This window comes from Yoonia sp. 72, from assembly GCF_034652275.1.
Lineage (GTDB): Bacteria > Pseudomonadota > Alphaproteobacteria > Rhodobacterales > Rhodobacteraceae > Yoonia.
In genome coordinates this window covers 99,372-114,993 of record NZ_JAXIWG010000003.1, presented here as the reverse complement: position 1 = coordinate 114,993, position 15,622 = coordinate 99,372, and the positions used below count along the sequence as shown (strand labels likewise).

General features: G+C 63.8%; 13 protein-coding genes, 1 riboswitch and 1 other annotated feature. Of the genes, 4 read left to right on the top strand and 9 right to left on the bottom strand.

Annotated features, from left to right (window positions below):
• Nucleotides 1-36: 36 nt before the first annotated feature.
• On the bottom strand, nucleotides 37-5,037 hold the full coding sequence (locus tag VCK47_RS12905) for a vWA domain-containing protein (RefSeq protein ID WP_322890470.1): 5,001 nt from the start codon (nucleotides 5,035-5,037) through the stop codon (nucleotides 37-39).
• A 146-nt stretch (nucleotides 5,038-5,183) separates the two neighbouring features.
• Between VCK47_RS12905 and VCK47_RS12900 the strand changes: the two genes are divergently transcribed.
• A complete protein-coding gene (locus tag VCK47_RS12900; protein WP_322890471.1) occupies nucleotides 5,184-6,164 on the top strand; it encodes a hypothetical protein in 981 nt (326 codons plus the stop codon).
• A 127-nt stretch (nucleotides 6,165-6,291) separates the two neighbouring features.
• Here the strand turns inward: VCK47_RS12900 and VCK47_RS12895 are convergent, their stop codons facing one another.
• The 6 genes from VCK47_RS12895 to thiM form a co-directional block, all read right to left on the bottom strand.
• Nucleotides 6,292-7,152, bottom strand: coding sequence for a universal stress protein (locus tag VCK47_RS12895; RefSeq protein WP_322890472.1), 861 nt, complete (start codon nucleotides 7,150-7,152; stop codon nucleotides 6,292-6,294).
• Nucleotides 7,153-7,162: 10 nt separating this feature from the next.
• Nucleotides 7,163-8,653 (bottom strand): SulP family inorganic anion transporter, encoded by a 1,491-nt coding sequence (locus VCK47_RS12890; protein ID WP_322890473.1) that lies wholly within the window; start codon nucleotides 8,651-8,653, stop codon nucleotides 7,163-7,165.
• Nucleotides 8,654-8,704: 51 nt separating this feature from the next.
• Nucleotides 8,705-8,761: a sequence feature (sul1 is cis-regulatory element that is thought to sense ions involved in sulfur or methionine metabolism; They are found in Alphaproteobacteria), on the bottom strand.
• A 72-nt stretch (nucleotides 8,762-8,833) separates the two neighbouring features.
• Complete coding sequence (locus VCK47_RS12885) at nucleotides 8,834-9,598, bottom strand: 3-oxoacyl-ACP reductase (RefSeq protein ID WP_322890474.1); 765 nt, start codon at nucleotides 9,596-9,598, stop codon at nucleotides 8,834-8,836.
• A 4-nt stretch (nucleotides 9,599-9,602) separates the two neighbouring features.
• Nucleotides 9,603-10,400, bottom strand: a complete 798-nt coding sequence (gene thiD / locus VCK47_RS12880; protein WP_322890475.1) for a bifunctional hydroxymethylpyrimidine kinase/phosphomethylpyrimidine kinase — start codon at nucleotides 10,398-10,400, stop codon at nucleotides 9,603-9,605.
• Entirely contained in the window at nucleotides 10,397-11,008 is a 612-nt protein-coding gene (gene thiE / locus VCK47_RS12875; protein ID WP_322890476.1) for a thiamine phosphate synthase, read from the bottom strand. Before thiE ends, thiD begins: the two co-directional genes overlap by 4 nt.
• Nucleotides 11,005-11,793, bottom strand: coding sequence for a hydroxyethylthiazole kinase (gene thiM / locus VCK47_RS12870; protein WP_322890477.1), 789 nt, complete (start codon nucleotides 11,791-11,793; stop codon nucleotides 11,005-11,007). The genes thiE and thiM overlap by 4 nt, the downstream gene beginning before the upstream one ends.
• 52 nt (nucleotides 11,794-11,845) lie before the next feature.
• Nucleotides 11,846-11,940, bottom strand: a riboswitch (TPP riboswitch).
• A gap of 131 nt (nucleotides 11,941-12,071) precedes the next feature.
• Here thiM and VCK47_RS12865 point away from each other — a divergent pair.
• Nucleotides 12,072-12,443: a hypothetical protein gene (locus VCK47_RS12865; RefSeq protein ID WP_322890478.1), complete on the top strand. Its 372-nt coding sequence runs from the start codon at nucleotides 12,072-12,074 to the stop codon at nucleotides 12,441-12,443.
• 124 nt (nucleotides 12,444-12,567) lie between these two features.
• Here the strand turns inward: VCK47_RS12865 and VCK47_RS12860 are convergent, their stop codons facing one another.
• Together VCK47_RS12860 and VCK47_RS12855 are read right to left on the bottom strand one after the other, a co-directional pair.
• The gene (locus tag VCK47_RS12860) at nucleotides 12,568-13,233 is read right to left on the bottom strand and encodes a hypothetical protein (protein ID WP_322890479.1); all 666 of its coding nucleotides are present in this window, start codon (nucleotides 13,231-13,233) and stop codon (nucleotides 12,568-12,570) included.
• A complete protein-coding gene (locus VCK47_RS12855; RefSeq protein WP_322890480.1) occupies nucleotides 13,230-13,748 on the bottom strand; it encodes an RNA polymerase sigma factor in 519 nt (172 codons plus the stop codon). The genes VCK47_RS12860 and VCK47_RS12855 overlap by 4 nt, the downstream gene beginning before the upstream one ends.
• 144 nt (nucleotides 13,749-13,892) lie before the next feature.
• Here VCK47_RS12855 and VCK47_RS12850 point away from each other — a divergent pair, with 144 nt between their 5' ends.
• Both VCK47_RS12850 and VCK47_RS12845 read left to right on the top strand, forming a co-directional pair.
• On the top strand, nucleotides 13,893-15,245 hold the full coding sequence (locus VCK47_RS12850) for a S8 family serine peptidase (RefSeq protein ID WP_322890481.1): 1,353 nt from the start codon (nucleotides 13,893-13,895) through the stop codon (nucleotides 15,243-15,245).
• Between the two features lie 65 nt (nucleotides 15,246-15,310).
• Entirely contained in the window at nucleotides 15,311-15,619 is a 309-nt protein-coding gene (locus VCK47_RS12845) for a hypothetical protein (RefSeq protein WP_322890482.1), read from the top strand.
• Nucleotides 15,620-15,622: the final 3 nt, after the last annotated feature.

Sequence of the window (15,622 nt, the reverse complement as noted above, 5' to 3'; positions counted from 1 at the left end):
ATCCCCGACCGGCGCGACATGGTCCGTGACGTCCTGTCAGTTCCGCCCCAGCACGGTCGCTTCCCATTCGCGGTCAAGCCCGATCGCCCTGTCCTGTGCCGTCCAATCGGGAATGGCGCAGCGCGACAGTCCGACACAGATGCCATCCAGACAGATCCGGCCATCGCCATCAGGCAATAGCGCGATATTGCCGACCAACGTCGCCGCCAGCCCCGCCGAAGGCGCGCCCGGATAAAAGTCGCAAGTCAGATCGGTCCCGCAGCGCAAATGGGCATTCGGCGTGGGGCTATAATCGCCTGCCTTTGTCTCGAAGGCGACGAACAGGCCATCCTCGTGCATATAGCCGGGCGTGGTGCGGCAGGCGTGCCGCTTTTCGGCGTCTGACCATGCCGACAGCTCGCGCCCGTCAAGCCGCGGAAACCATAGACCGGCCAAGGCAAGCCGCATGTCGGGGGGCGGCGCGAGCTGGCCGCCTTGTACGGGGTCCGGCGAAGGAATAACGGTGGGGGCAATGCCTTGGTTCAGTTCCCGCAGCGTGGATGCCAGAAGCGGACCCAAAGGATGTGTGTCGAGATCGATCCTCATGCCTGCCCCCTGCTGGCAGGCGCGCCAGAAAAACGACTGCACATAGCCGCCGCCATAGTCGCCCACCTGCCGGAAGGTGTCGGCGCTGCGGCTGTATAGCTGGGTCGGCACCTCGAACACGGCGGCGGCAGGGTCCCCCACATTGGCATCCTCCAGCGTGCAGGTCAGCGGCCAGCGCGCATCACCCGACGCGGCGCAGGTTTCGGCGGCAATGACGGAATAGACCGGCCCGTTCGCTTCTTCACGCAATTCAAGACTGATAATCGAGCCGTCAGGATAGGACACAGAAGGTGTATCGAAACAGGCTTCGACGAACGCGGCGCTACCGGGCGTGATCCCCTGACCCTCGGTCTCGAAATCCGCCAGCCAGATACCGGGCGGCAAGCGTGTCGCTGCCGTTTCTGCTACGGGTGTCGCACCTTGGTCGGCGGCGTCCAGTTCGGCCAGCAAGTATGGTTCGAGATTGTCTGGCAAAGCCGCAAGAGGGCAGCTGGCAAGGCGCGTACAATTGCCGTCACCGCACAGATCAAGCATCGTTCCCGCATCTGCCAGCGTCACCGCCTGCGGCATTCTCTCGGGCGGTAGGTTGGTCGCCAGCACGTCGCAGCCGCCTGTGGGTGTGCAGGAAAAGCGGGCGATCAGGGCCAGTCCGCCGTTGCCGTCACCGTCCCACACACCGATCCGGCCATCCGCGCGGATCACAATGGGCGAAGTCTGACAGGACAATCCCGGAATACCGCCCTGCGTTTCACCCCAGATCCCCTGCAACCGCGCAAAATCGATCAGGCCGTCCCCACCAAGAGGGTCTTGCGCTGGCGCAAGCGCGCCGGACCGGGCCGGCTGGTCCTCGCGGTCCAGCATATGTTGCAACCGCGTCCGGCCATCGCCCGCCGGCTGGTCCGCACCGGCCAGATCGACCGGCGCAAGGCAACTGCGGTAGACACGCGCAGGAACGGCCGGGTTGTCAGAGCCAAGCGCAAAGGTACCTTGCGGTCCAACCTCTATAGTGCCCAAGAAGCTGTGCGCGGGCGCGTGCGGCGAAGTCCCGAGAGGTGCCTGAAAATCATCACAAAACAAGAGTGGTCCGGACTGTTCGCAGATGCGATAGGCTGTGGTTTCGAACAAGGCGTTGATATCGGCCCGCTGGCCGATCCGCAGGTCTCGTTCCGCGATCAGCCCGTCATCGTGGATCACTGTCGGCTGCGTCGCGCATTGTGCCTGCACCATCATGTCCAGCGGCGCGACCAGCAGACTTTGCATTGCGTCCTGTAGCATCTGCCCGGGCGCGACATCCAGCATCGCAAAGACACCACTGGGCAGCACGTCGATCCGGCCAATGGGTGGGGCTGGTTCGGAAAGCGGCAATGCCGGACCCGAACCCGTCAGGTCGCCAAAGCCGCGCAATGTTGGCGGCATGGTCACGGCCCCCTGAAAAGGTCCGTAACTGCGCGACACCAGCGCGCGGCCGGCGCCAAGTTGGACGGCTTCTTCGAACGGTTCTGACAGGATATGGACAAAGACCTGCAAATCCGGTCCTGTATTGGCATCGCCTTCAAACACCGCAATACCTTGCGCGAACAGGTCCAATGCCGGAAAGACGCCGCCCTTGGTCAGCCGATCGAAGGCGTTAGGCACCTCTTCCAATGTCGGGCCGCCGATCGGATAGACCTCGGGTTCGGAACATTCGGTCCCGCCACACCAGCCCGGATGCATCAGCGCGAAACCCCGCGTGTAGCTGTCAAACTGACCCGGCATGGATTCCGGCGGGCCAAACACGAAACTGATCGCTGCACGGCCGTCTGCATGGGTATAATCATAGCGCACCTGCGGGACAAAAGCACCGTCCGGTGCCATCGCCTGGGGTTGCGTCGGCTCTGCCGGTTCCGCAGCGGGTACAAGGTCGGGCGCGCGCACGGCAGTCATGAATGCCGCAAAATCCGGTCCGGACGCATCGGGGTTGCGGGTTCCGTCGCGGGTTGCGCGCTGCGGCTGCGCTGCAAGCCAGCTCGCGCGATCACCGGTCCATGCGCCGCCGGCAAGCGCGGGATCGACCGCATAGCCCCATCTGCCCGAAAAACTGTGCATCAGGGGGTCCAGCACGAATTCAAACAGCCCCCAGCGCCCGTTGGTATTGGTCCATGTCCCCCGCATTAAAAGCCCGTCCGGCGATAGCTCGCCTTCCAGCACACCCTGGTCGCGCTCTCCCCAGATCCGCCGGCCGTCCTGTTGAAACTGGATAAAGCCCCGTTCTGTGTTCCATGCACCACCGAATGTAACAAAAGGAGACATCGACTGCATGGCGTCCAGATCACCCGCGGTTCCGGCGGGGGCCGGGGTTCTGACAGGAGCCATGAAATCCTCGAACGCGGCAACGGCCGCACCCTGAAAGGCGGGATGCAGATCCGCTTCGCTGCCATCTGCGACCGAAAGAGGCGGCGGCGCGGCGCTGAGTTTGCGCGCGGCATACCGAGTGTTGTTCAGGCTCAGGCTGACCCGCGTGCCGGTGTCGCCGCCGCCGAAATGCGCCCCTCCGCCGCTGAAACCCAGACCGTCCGGCGACAGACGGAATTCGAATATGCCGGTGCCGGTGATCGTTCCGCGCATCGTCAAACCATCCGCAGCAACCTCGCCATATAGTCGACGCACAGACTGGTTTGCCAGCGGGCGCACCTCTCCCCAGACGCGGCGGCCGTCTTGCACCAGCGTCATCATGCTGGTCTCGACATCCCATGTGCCGGTAAAGCGCGGCGCCAGCGCGTCGCCGCCAAAGGCTGCCGACGGCAGTTCGCGGGCGATCCGTGCCGGTGACACGGTTTCGACATAGCAGATCCGTCCCTGCGGGCCGACCGCGTGGCAATTGCCGGTCGCAGCGTCGGACAGTTCGGCGATGCGTGCCTCGGACAAGGTATCGCCATCACGCAGCGTCACGGTGACATCCTGCCCCGGCCCTGGCACAGTCGCGACAGCCACAGCATTTTCCTGACGCTGGTCGTTGCGCGCCTCGATCCGCCATGTGCCTTGCGGCAGGTAGAACGGGGTCCAGTTGCCGTTTTGTGGCCCGCCCCCGCCATACATGAACCAGTCGCGCCGCATCCCGTCGAAAAAGCTGGCGATCTGGCGTGGCACCTGCACGGATTGCATATCTGTCATAGCGACAAAGACCCGGCCGGCGGCGAAGTCGAATGCCAGATCGACAATCTCGCCTGCCGGAATATCAACCAGCTTTTCGCGCGCGAAAGTTTGCGCAAGTTCGCCACGAATGAAGTAATTGCCGGGCGGCAAGGCGATATCCAGAGAGTTCACACCACCATAATCGACGCTGGGATCAATTGCGCCACCGATGATCGGATGGATGCGGAACACAGCGCGCCCCGACGCAGACCCGTAGGTTGCCGACGGCAGGTTGCCTGTCCCCGCCGGCATCGGCAGGCCGGCATGAGCCATGGCGGTCAGCCGCAGACGCGCCGCAATCACAAGGTCGACCTGATGCGAACCCGTCCCTTCGGGCACCTCGAATATCAGCGCGACGCGGATCAGATTGTTCCGGCTGTCAATTCTGTCCAACTGGATTTCATAGCGACCGGGCAGGAAAGCACCGTCCAGCGTCCACGGCTTGTCACCCAACCGCAAAGCGACTGCGGCAGGGACCGCCCCGCCCTCGTCCAATGCGGCAAAGCGGATGTCGCGAAAGGCATTGGCCTGCAGCACGGCGGCTCCGACAGCATCGCGGATGTAGAATTCCACCATACGCGCCGTTGCTTGCGGTTCCGGCGCTGGCGGGGGTGGCGGTGTGACGACGACCGCAGGCCCTGCGGTGTCGCGCAGGATCGTGTCGCGCAACGCCTGACCAAGCCCTTGTGCATCGTCGGCCGCGACGAACACTCCTCCGGTTTCGGTGGCAAGACAGGCCACCTGCCGCTGTTCGGCATCCGTCATGTCAAAGCCGACGACATGGGCGGTGAAATCGATCCCTTCTGCAGCGAGCATCCGGCCAAGGGCGCAGGGATCACCGCCGCAGGTCTCGATCCCGTCGGTCAGCAGAACCACGGTTGCTGTCTGTTCGGTAAAGGCCATTTCCTGTGCAGCAGCCATCACGGAATCGACGATCGGCGTCATCCCCTTCGGCCGGAGCGCATAGGCCTGATCCAGAATTTCCTGCACTGTGTCTGCGGCAGCCCCCATCGGCACCAGCGTCTGGATATCGTCGCACTGTCCCTTGCGGCGATGTCCGTAGGCCATCAGCCCGATCTGCATCTCTGCACCGGCTTCTGACAGCACTCCGGACAGCGCTTCGCGCGCCAGCTCGATTTTTGTCCGGCCCTCGATCTGTCCCCACATCGAACCGGACCCGTCCAGCACGACCATAACGGACGGGGCGTCCTGGGCCTGCGCCGGTGCGCCCGCGAGGCAGGCAAACACAACGGCGATACAACGAATGCGCGACAGCAACATGGCGAACCTTCCAAACTGGTCTGGCGGGGGACAGGTGGCACAAGGCTAGCGACGGCAGGGGACGACAGGCTCCCCCATTTGAGGGAGGCTGCGAAAAATCGGTCGCCCTAATCTGGCTGCAGATCAGCCGGAAAAGGATCACTGCCGTGAAGATCATTAGCGCCATCGCCGTTCTGACGACTTGCCTTCTTGGCGCTACCGCGTCTTTCGCATGGGAACGCGAGGCATATGGTTGCGCGGCAGGGCGCTTTTCCTGTCCGGTTCATCTGACTGCTGATGACGTGCGGCTCATCCTGGGCCTCGGGTCCGAGGCGGAGGCCGCCGCCTATTTCGATGCCCGCTTTCTTGTCGCAGAGCCGGCCCGCACGACGGCCACTGTGATGGCAGGCACCTACCGGCCCAATTTCGTCAGCTATCAGGCCATCTATCCGCGCTCCTGCAATATCAATGTGAACGACCCGCGACCTCTCGGCCCGGACAGGGTTGTCAGTGCCGGGCAGGGTGTCCTGTATCTGCAGGACGACGTCATGTTTCCCTACGAGATCAGCGAAAATGCCTATCTGACCGCCTTTGGCCTCTGTGGTCCTGCGCATGCCGGCGGTGCGCGCGACCTGAGCGCATGGGTCGGTCAAGGCGCGCGGTTCTGGGCGAGCGCGCCACCGGATCGGGCCGATCCCGGGATCAACTACGCTGTGACGGGGTCAGACGGACGGATTGCCTACGCGCTTGCAGCGGATCATGCCGTCCTGCCGCTGGAAGCGGGCGGGCAGGTCGAAGGCTGGCAGATCGTCCAGTATGAACATGTGCCTGGCACAGGCGGACCTGTCGCAATCGATGTCGGCGCAGCGGCACCCGCTGCAAGCGGCACAGTCCCGGCACCGCCGGCCATGATGCCACCCGACGTGCTGGCGGAACGATACTGGCAAACCGGCGATCCCTGTGCGGCCGTGCGGCGGATCAAGGCGGCATTTGACATGACCGGACAAAGCGACCTGCTGCCCGTGCCTGCTGGCGACGCCGCAGGCCCGCAAGCCTGCGCCGAGCTGCATACAGATCTTTTGCGCCGGCTCAGAGGGCAAGAGAGTGCACCAGCGGCGCGGCCGGTCTTTTTGTGGACCTTCAACTAGCATACGAGACGATCCTGTCCTCGCTGCGTCGTCAGTCTGTTCAGGGCGAGGTGGCACTTGCAGAGGCATCGGTCCAAAAAGATTTATGCCTCCGGCGGGGATATTTGGGCTCCAACGATGTGAAGCGTCAGCGCATCAGCACGACCGGCACCTTGCAGGCGCGGATCATCGCCGTGGTGGTTGACCCGATCACAAGGCTGCGGATGCGGCTGTGTCCGTAAGCGCCCATCACCAGCATGTCGAAACCTTCGGTGTCCACCAGATCGGCCAATGCTTTTTCGGGCTGGCCTGGCAAGACGGATGTTTCAGCCTCCAGCCCTGCGGCTTTCAGCATCGCCTTGGCATTGGCGAGTCCTTTTTCCACCTCGGCTGTGGCCGTGCCGACGGTGACGACATGGATGGACAGCCCTTGAAACAGCGGGCTGCGCGCGATGTGGTCGACCGCTTTCATCGCCGAGGCACCTCCGTCATAGGCGACGAGCACGCGTGCAATCGGCTTGAACGCGCGCGATGCAACGAACACGGGGCGCGTGCTGGTGCGCACGATCCGTTCGAGGTTGGAGCCAAGATGGCCTTTGGCGAAATCCGCATCCTCGCCGCGTTTGCCCACGATGATGACGCGGGCATCGCCTTCGACTTCGGCCACCGCCTCGACCACGTCACCGTGGCGCAGACGGGTGGTGATGTCGGTCACACCGTCCTTGTCCAGAATGGCGCGGGCATCGTCGAGGATCGCACGGCCACGCTGGCTCATCAGTTTGGACCGTTGCGCGTCAAGGTCGGCCAGTTCCTGCAGCAGCGCCGTACGCGCGCCCAGCGCGATCGTGCCGGAATGGTCACGCTTGCCCGATGTGTCGCGCGGGCCCAGCACATGGATCAGTTCCACCGCTGCCCCCGTCCGGTCGGCGATCCATGCGGCATGGTGGCAGACGCTTTGCGCATAGATAGAGCCGTCGATGAAGGCCACGATCTTTTGTGTCGGTGTCATATCCGTCTCCTCAATGCGCCATCAGCTTGTCCATCGCGCCGGGCTTGTCATGGATGGCCAGCTTGTCGACGATGGTTTCGGTCGCTTCGTTCATGCCGACGATCTCGACCTCGGCCCCGTCACGGCGGAATTTCAGCACGGCCATGTCCAGCGCCTGCACGGAACTGATGTCCCAGATATGTGCGCTCCTGACGTCGATGATGACCTTGTCGAGCGCTTCCTTGAAATCGAAGGCGTTCATGAAATCCTCGACCGAGCCATAGAACAGCTGGCCTTCGACGACATAGGTCCGTTCGCGCCCGTCTTTCGAGATCATCGTCGTCATCTTGAACAATTGCGCGATCTTGGCGGCAAAGAAGATACCCGACAGCAGCACCCCGACTAAGACCCCGATGGCAAGGTTATGGGTGTAGACCACCGTCACCACGGTCGCGATCATCACGATGGAGGAGGATTGCGGATGTGTGCGCAGCGCCTTGATCGAGGACCATGAAAAGGTCCCGATGCTGACCATGATCATAATCGCCACAAGTGCGGCCATCGGGATCTGGCTGACCAGATCGCCCAAGCCTACCACCATGATCAGCAGGATCACACCGGCGGCAAAACACGACAACCGCCCGCGCCCGCCGGATTTGACGTTGATGATCGACTGGCCGATCATGGCGCAGCCCGCCATGCCGCCGATGAACCCCGTCGCGGTATTCGCGATGCCTTGGCCCACGCATTCCTGATTGCGGTCGGATTTCGTATCGGTCAAATCATCGACGATGTTCTGTGTCATCAGGCTTTCCAAGAGGCCCACAATGGCGACCGCGATGGAATAGGGCAGGATGATCATCAGCGTCTCGACTGTCAGCGGAATCTGCGGGATCAGGAACACGGGCAGCGTGTCGGGCAGCGCGCCCATGTCGCCCACGGTGCGCACGTCCCAGCCGAAATACATCACCAGCGCGGTCAAGACCACAATGGTGACCAGCGGTGACGGGATCGCCTTGGTCAAAAGCGGGAACAGGTAGATGATGGCAAGCCCGCCTGCCACCAGCACATAGGTCAACCATGTCACGACGCCAGGGTCAAGTTCGGGCAGTTGCGCCATGAAGATCAGGATCGCCAGCGCGTTGACAAAGCCGGTCATCACCGATTTGGACACATAGCGCATCACAAACCCCAGCCGCAGGATACCCGCGCCAATCTGGATCAGCCCCGCCAGCACGGTCGCGGCAAGCAGATATTCCAGCCCGTGATCGCGCACCAAGGTCACCATCAGCACAGCCGTCGCCGCTGTCGCGGCAGAGATCATGCCGGGCCGCCCACCCGTGATCGCCGTCAGCACAGCGATCGAGAAACTGGCGTAAAGCCCGACCTTGGGATCGACGCCCGCGATGATCGAAAAGGCGATTGCTTCGGGGATCAGGGCTAGGGCGACGACAAGCCCCGCCAAAAGGTCACCGCGAATATTGCCCGTCCACTGGGCGCGGTACGCATCAATAGATATCATGTAAATCTTTCCTGTCCGGCCGCAGCGCGCCGGCAACGTCTGGTTTTGACAGGTTGTCCGGCGGATAGGCGGCCGGAAGAGCCACCCGAGGTCACCCCCGGGTCCATGTTTACAGGTCGCGATATACACGAAACGGCGTGCGCGCCAAGCCTCTTGGCCAAATAAGGCGGGGTGCGTCTCCTAGCCGAACACCAGCCCGCCATCCACGATCAGGTTCTGCCCTGTCACGGCCCGCGACCATGGGCTGGCAAAGAACAGCACGGCATCGGCCATGGCGGCGGGTGTCGTGACCTGCCCTAGCGGAGTCCCCGCTGCGATGATGTCGAACACCGCTTCGGGTGTCGCGGCGCTCGCATCGGTGGTGCGCAACAGACCGCCCGAGACCATGTTGACCGTCACACCCAGCGGCCCGAGCTCCTTGGCCGCCGTGCGGGTCAATGCCAGCAGCGCGCCTTTGGCGGCGGTGTAATCGTGATAGGGCACGACAGGGTTCTGCATCAGGTTGGTGCCGATCAGGACGACCCTCCCGAACCCTTGCGCCGCGAAATGCGGCTGCAAGGCGTGAAGGCAATGCAGCGCCCCGCCCACGGCCGTTTCCGCCTGCTGCGCGATATCGGCCCAGTGCATCTGGTCCAGCGTCTTGCGCGCATCGCCGTTGAAACTGAAATCGGCCAGCGCGTTATGGACCAGCACGTCAGGCGCGCCAAAGCGGTCGGTGATCGCGGCGACCATCGCGCTGACCTGTGCGGGGTCGGTCACATCGGCCTGAAACGCCGCTGCGCGCGGGCCAAGCTCGGCCGCCAGTGCCTCGGCCGCGTCGCGGCTGTGGCGGTAGTTGATCGCGACTTGCGCGCCTTCTTGTGCAAAGCTGCGGGCGATGGCAGCCCCAAGGCCGCGGCCTGCGCCAGTAATCAGGACAGTCAGGTCGGAAATATTGCGGGTCATCGGGTTATCCTTTGAAAAAGTCGTGAAAATGGTGGGTCGGGCCATGCCCCTGCCCCACGCGCAGCGCATCCGCGCCTGCGATGGCGCGGGCAACGAAAGCTTTCGCCTGCTCTGCCGCCTGCGGCAGTGGCAGCCCCTGCCCCAGCAAGGTGGCCAGCGCCGACGACAGGGTGCAGCCGGTGCCATGCGTGTTGCGCGTGGCGTGGCGCGTGCCTGCCAGCCATGTCATGCCGCCTGCATGCACCAGCAGATCAGGGCAATCATCCCCCGCCAGATGCCCGCCTTTGAGCAGCACCGCACGCGGCCCCAGCGCCAAGAGCGCGAGCGCCTGTGCCTGCATCTGGTCGCGGGTTGTAGCCTCGGGCAAGTCCAAAAGGTCGGCGGCTTCGGGCAGGTTGGGGGTGATGACGGCAGCCAGCGGCAGCATTGCACGCAAGGCGGCAACAGCCTCGGCCTGCAGCAATCGGTCACCGCTTTTGGCGACCATCACTGGGTCCAGCACGATAGGCGCGTCCAGCCCCTGCACGGCGTCCGACACCGCGCGGACGATCGCGGCATCGCCCAGCATCCCGATCTTGACGGCATGGATGCGGATATCGGCACGGATCGCGGCGATTTGCGCCGCCACCATATCGGGCGGGATCATTTGCACGGCTGTGACGCCTCGGGTATTCTGCGCCGTCAGCGCGGTGATCGCGGCCATGGCATAGCCGCCATTGGCCGAAATCGCCTTGATATCAGCCTGAATACCGGCGCCGCCCGAAGGGTCCGACCCCGCGATGGACAGGATATTGGGGATCATACCTGCCTCCATTCATCGACCAGCGCGCGCGTCGCGGCCTGCGGATCGGTGGCGCGGGTTACGGCACTGACGACGGCCATGCCGATGGCCCCCGCCGCCTTGACCGCCGCGGCATCGCCCGGTTTCAGCCCGCCGATGGCGTAGCAGGGCAGCGATGTGCCCGCGATGATCCGCGCCAACCCGTCAAAGCCGATGGGCGGGGCGTGGTCGGCCTTGCTGGCGGTGGCGCGGACAGGCCCCACGCCAAGGTAATCGACACCAGCAGGGACATGGGTGAGATGCTCGTCCGCCTCGACCGAAAGACCGAGCAGCATGCCCGCGCCAATCCGCGCGCGGATCAGCGCCGGATCACCGTCACCCTGCCCGATGTGCAGGCCATGTACACCTGTCCGCATGGCCAGATCGACGCGGTCGTTGACGATCAGCCGTGCGCCCTGTGCTGTCACCATCGGCAGGACAGCAGCGATCAGCGCGGCAAGATCGGCATCGCTGGCGATCTTGTCACGGATCTGGATCAAGGCGGCACCACCCTGCGCCGCCGCCCTGATCTGGTCGATCACCGGCAGGGGTGCCTCGGCATCGGTGACCACATAGACCGGCCCCATCATACAGGGGTGACCTTTGCGCCCGCCGTCAGATCATCGGGTGTGATCGCATAAAGACGGTCCAGAAACGCCGCGCCAAAAGCCCCCGGCCCTTTGGCCGTTGCTGCTGCCTGCTGCCCTGCCAGCCCGTAATAGGCCATCGCCGAGACGGTCGCTTCCAGCACCGGCTGGCCCACGGCAAAGGCCCCGATCACCCCGTTCAGCGAACAGCCAAGCGCTGTGACCCGCGTCATCAGCGGATCGCCATTGGCGACGCGGTAAGCACGGGTGCCGTCTGTGATGTAATCGACCGGCCCAGACACCGCGACCACCCCGCCCGTCCGCTGCGCCAGTTCACGCGCTGCCGCCTCGGCGGTCTCGACCGTGTCGGTCGTCTCCGGCCCGCGCCCGCCTGCGGACAGCCCAGCAAGCGCCAGCACCTCGGAGGCATTGCCGCGGATCACCGTGGGCCGCAGCGCCAGAAGCCGCGCGCAGACCCCCTTGCGATAGCGCGATACACCGATGCCCACAGGGTCCAGCACCCAAGGGCGGCCCGCGTCCTGCATGACCTGTGCCGCGATCTCCATCGCTTCCGCCCATGTGGGATCAAGCGTGCCGATATTGACGGTCAGCGCCTGTGCGATGGCGGCGAATTCGCCGACCTCCTCGCGCGCATGCAGCATGGCGGGGGCGGCACCTGCGGCCAGCAGCACATTGGCCATGATGTTCATGGCGACATAGTTGGTTATGTTATGGATAAGCGGCGCAGTGCTGCGCATCCGGTCAAGGTAAAGGCCTGTGTCGTCCATCGTGGTCCCCCTTGGCATGGGGGTCGGAGAATGCACCAACCCGCAAGCGGGGCTTGGCCATTCACGGACTCCCTACGCCAGCATGATCTGGTTCAGGTTCAAAGGGTGCTTCTCAGCCCGCAGTCGCGGACGCCCCTGTCGTGTGGTGGAACCTATAGGGTGGGGAAGGCGTGTCAAGGGTGGGGTGACCGCGGCTTTCTGGCTGGTTACCGCCGCCCACTTGCGAAGGATTGTGCAGCAGATACGCTGACAATGATCGGCTTCTGGAGACGACAGAGATGGCAGCAAAATCCAAAATCTTTGGCTATTGGATATCTTCTGTCGATGAAAAGAGCGCAAAAGAAGCTGCCAAGATGGCGGGGTTGCCAGTTCTCCTGCTTGGCGCGAATGCTCTGATACTCGCTCTGAGCGGGTTGGTGAACCAAAGCGCCAGCATGACGGTTGCGGGCAGCTATCTTACGATGGCTTTATGCTTGTCTTTCATCGCTTTTCGCATCCGCGCAGGCCATGCTGGGTGGATACCGCTGGCTGGACTTTTGTTTCTGGTCTTTATTGCCGTCAGCGTTTGTCGTCTTATCCGATCTGGCAAGCTAGCGGGGCCGACCATATCGGTGGCGCGCAGGTCGTCATGGGGTGGGTTGTCCCGCTGATTTGCCTTGTCTTTGTGTTTGCAGGTCTCAAATCTTGGATTTGGTTAAGAGCAAATGGCTTTCAGCGAACCTTTTGACCAAATCGTCGCATCGCAGCCCTCCAACGGTATGACCTTGCGCCAGCTTAGCGGCCCAGCGCCGCGCGTTCGGCGGCAGCATCCAGCGCGGGGCCGGCACCTACGCCATCCAGCAGGCCGTCGATTGCCGCGACGCTGAGATCGGAGGCGGGCATGAAATTGCCCGCACCTCCTGCATCCACGCTAAGCGCGGTGACCCAGCCGCCTGCCTGCGGATCGCGGCAGATGACATGGCGAACGTCATCCTGCCCGATCAGGCGGCACAGGCCGATAGACGTGTCATAGCTGCCCAGCACACGCACGGTGCTGCCGTCAGGTAGAACAGCCTCGGTCCCCGTCAGCAGATCCGCAGTTGCGACTGCCACATCCACCTGACCGGGGCCGGTGCTGCGCCCTGCAACAAACCCGCCCACGGCCAGCACAAGCGACGCAGCCAGCGCCATGCCCCATCCCAAAACGGGCGTCACAGCTTTGCGCAACGGCACCACGTTGGACGCTTGCGCCATCACCGCCCGCTGGAGCCGGTCGGGGACAGGCTCCAGCGGATAGGCCTCCTGCAACAGGCTGCGGGTCATCGCGAAATCGCGATAGCGCGCGGCGAGCGCCGGGTCGGCGGCGATCAGGCTGTGCAGGCGCAGGGCCTCGGTTTCGGTCAATTCGCCATCGGCAAGGGCCATCAACATGTCATCACTCACTTCATCAGGTCGGATCATCGGTCTATCCCTTTGTTGGAACGCAAGGGCATGTCTTTCAGCTTTTCGGCCAAGGCCAGCCGCGCCCGCGACAGCCGGCTCATCACCGTGCCGTCGGGAATTTCAAGAAGCGCCGCCACTTCGCGGTAGCGCATGCCTTCAACGCAGACGAGCATCAGCACGACGCGCTGGTCTTCCGGTAGTGCGGCCATGGCGCGGCGCACTTCGGCCAGATGCAGGCGGGCCTCGGTGGTCTGGCGGCCATCGGACCCGATGATCGTGTCGGCTGCCTCGGTGTCGTATTCAACCGTGTCGCGCCGCGCGCGGATCGTATCAATCCAGGTGTTGCGGATAATGCGGAACATCCATGCATCCATCCGGCTGCCTGCGGCGAAACCATCCATATTGCGCAGGGCCTTTTCGATGCTGGCCTGCACCAGATCATCGGCCTGATCCGCAGCCCCCGCCAGTCCGCGCGCAAAGCGGCGCAAGCGCGGCAAAAGCTGGATCAGTTCGGTGCGCGGGTCGATCGTCACAACAAGGACTTTCTGCAATCGTTCGCGAAAGAAACGGACAGGGCCGGTTTTTATTCCGCGAAATCTGCGCAAACGGGAATAATCTTGAAGATTGGCACGTTATTGTTGAAGCTGCACATCTGCAAGCAATGCCGGAGACTTGCCATGCCCCCCGAAAGCGACCCGACAGACATCGACCGCGCACGCCGCAGGCTTTTGCGCAGGATCGGACTGGGCATGGGCCTTGCCTATGCTGCCCCCGCACTGACAGGGCTTGGTGTCGCGCATGCGTCGGATGCAAGCAGCGGGGCGTCGCGGGCCAGCGGGCCATCGCGCAGTTCCGCGCCATCACGGCCTTCGCGCGCCTCGGCGCCGTCGCGGCCACAGGCGCAGCCCCGACAACAGCCCGTTCAGCAGCAACGCCGGTCCGAGCCACCGCAGGAGATTTTGGCTTTTGTACCCTTTGGCCAGTCGCTCAGCCCAGCGATATCGGCAGGGTTCAGGCCACTGTCGCAGACAGATGCCAGCGTCTTGTCGGGTGTTCTGGTGCGCTTTGCGATTCCGCAGGGCCGGACGGTGGTAAGCGCGCAAGCCGAACTTGCACGTCTGTTCCCCCAAGGCGTGACGGATGTGAACCATTTCTACACCCCTGACGATTTCACCTGCACCGGGGCGGATTGCGCCGCCCATGCGATGATCGGCTGGGCCGGCTGGCCCAGCGCGATGCGGCCTCGCATCGGGATGATCGACACCGGCGTCAACACGGCGCATCCATCCCTGCAGGGGCGCAGGTTACGGGTCTTTCAGGTCGATCTGGGCAACCGCGACGCTGCGGGGCGGGTCCATGGGACAGCGATCGCCGCGATGCTGGTGGGCAGCGTCGAAGGGCGGGTGCCGGGCCTTTTGCCAGATGCCGAACTGATCGCGGTCGAAGCTTTCCACGCCAGCGGCGCCGCCGAACAGGCCGATGCTTTTTCGGTCGCCAATGCGGTCAGCCTGCTGATTTCGGAACGTGTGGATGTGATCAACATGTCCTTCTCCGGGCCGGAGAACGCGGTTCTCAAACGTGTCATCGAACGCGCGGCCGAGCTTGGCATCGGGCTTGTGGCCGCCGCAGGCAACGGCGGGCCGGGCAGCCCGCCCGCCTATCCCGCCGCTTGGCCAGAGGTGATCGCTGTCACCGCCGTGGACGCGCGCGAACGCGTCTACCGGCAGGCCAACCAAGGCCCCTATGTCGCGCTTGCCGCACCGGGCGTGAACATCTGGACCGCCGCCTCTGTGTCGGGCGGGCGGCTGCGGTCTGGCACGTCCTATGCGACGCCTTTCGTGACGGCGGCGCTGGCGGTGGAACGGATGCGGATACCCGACAAGTCACTGGCCGATGTGACCGAGACCCTGTTCGCCTGCGCCAAGGATCTGGGCGAGGCTGGCTTTGACCCTGTCTATGGCCACGGGCTCGTATCTTCACCCGAAATTTGTGAAGATGAGACACAGTTTTTTTCGGTGAGCGGGGAATAGAGGGCCGGGTTGTTCCGTTTTCCTGACACGAAGACAACAGAATGACCAAACAAGGACGTATCCAAATGGCAAAGACCACCAAAGACACGATCTCCCGCCGCGGCCTGCTGATCAAGCTGGGTCTAGCGACTGGCGCCGCCTATGTCGCACCGACCTTCGCGGGGATGGACATTGCAAAGGCAAGCACCGGCAGCCCAGCCAGCGCACCATCGGGGCCGTCCGCACCAAGCAGGCCATCGGCACCAAGCACCCCGTCGATGCCAAGCGGGGCATCAGTGCCGTCGCGCCCAACAGGCGCATCCGGCCAACCCGCGTTCCAGTGGCGCTGGGACCCCGAGACATGGACCTGGGTTCAGGTTACGACTGCGCCGTAATTT

Bases quoted from the DNA above. Each gene is read 5' to 3' on its own strand.
- VCK47_RS12905 (WP_322890470.1), bottom strand. From the start codon at position 5,037: ATGTTGCTGTCGCGCATTCGTTGTATCGCCGTTGTGTTTGCCTGCCTC.
- VCK47_RS12895 (WP_322890472.1), bottom strand. From the start codon at position 7,152: ATGACACCGACACAAAAGATCGTGGCCTTCATCGACGGCTCTATCTAT.
- VCK47_RS12890 (WP_322890473.1), bottom strand. From the start codon at position 8,653: ATGATATCTATTGATGCGTACCGCGCCCAGTGGACGGGCAATATTCGC.
- VCK47_RS12885 (WP_322890474.1), bottom strand. From the start codon at position 9,598: ATGACCCGCAATATTTCCGACCTGACTGTCCTGATTACTGGCGCAGGC.
- thiD (WP_322890475.1), bottom strand. From the start codon at position 10,400: ATGATCCCCAATATCCTGTCCATCGCGGGGTCGGACCCTTCGGGCGGC.
- thiE (WP_322890476.1), bottom strand. From the start codon at position 11,008: ATGATGGGGCCGGTCTATGTGGTCACCGATGCCGAGGCACCCCTGCCG.
- thiM (WP_322890477.1), bottom strand. From the start codon at position 11,793: ATGGACGACACAGGCCTTTACCTTGACCGGATGCGCAGCACTGCGCCG.
- VCK47_RS12865 (WP_322890478.1), top strand. From the start codon at position 12,072: ATGGCAGCAAAATCCAAAATCTTTGGCTATTGGATATCTTCTGTCGAT.
- VCK47_RS12860 (WP_322890479.1), bottom strand. From the start codon at position 13,233: ATGATCCGACCTGATGAAGTGAGTGATGACATGTTGATGGCCCTTGCC.
- VCK47_RS12850 (WP_322890481.1), top strand. From the start codon at position 13,893: ATGCCCCCCGAAAGCGACCCGACAGACATCGACCGCGCACGCCGCAGG.
- VCK47_RS12845 (WP_322890482.1), top strand. From the start codon at position 15,311: ATGGCAAAGACCACCAAAGACACGATCTCCCGCCGCGGCCTGCTGATC.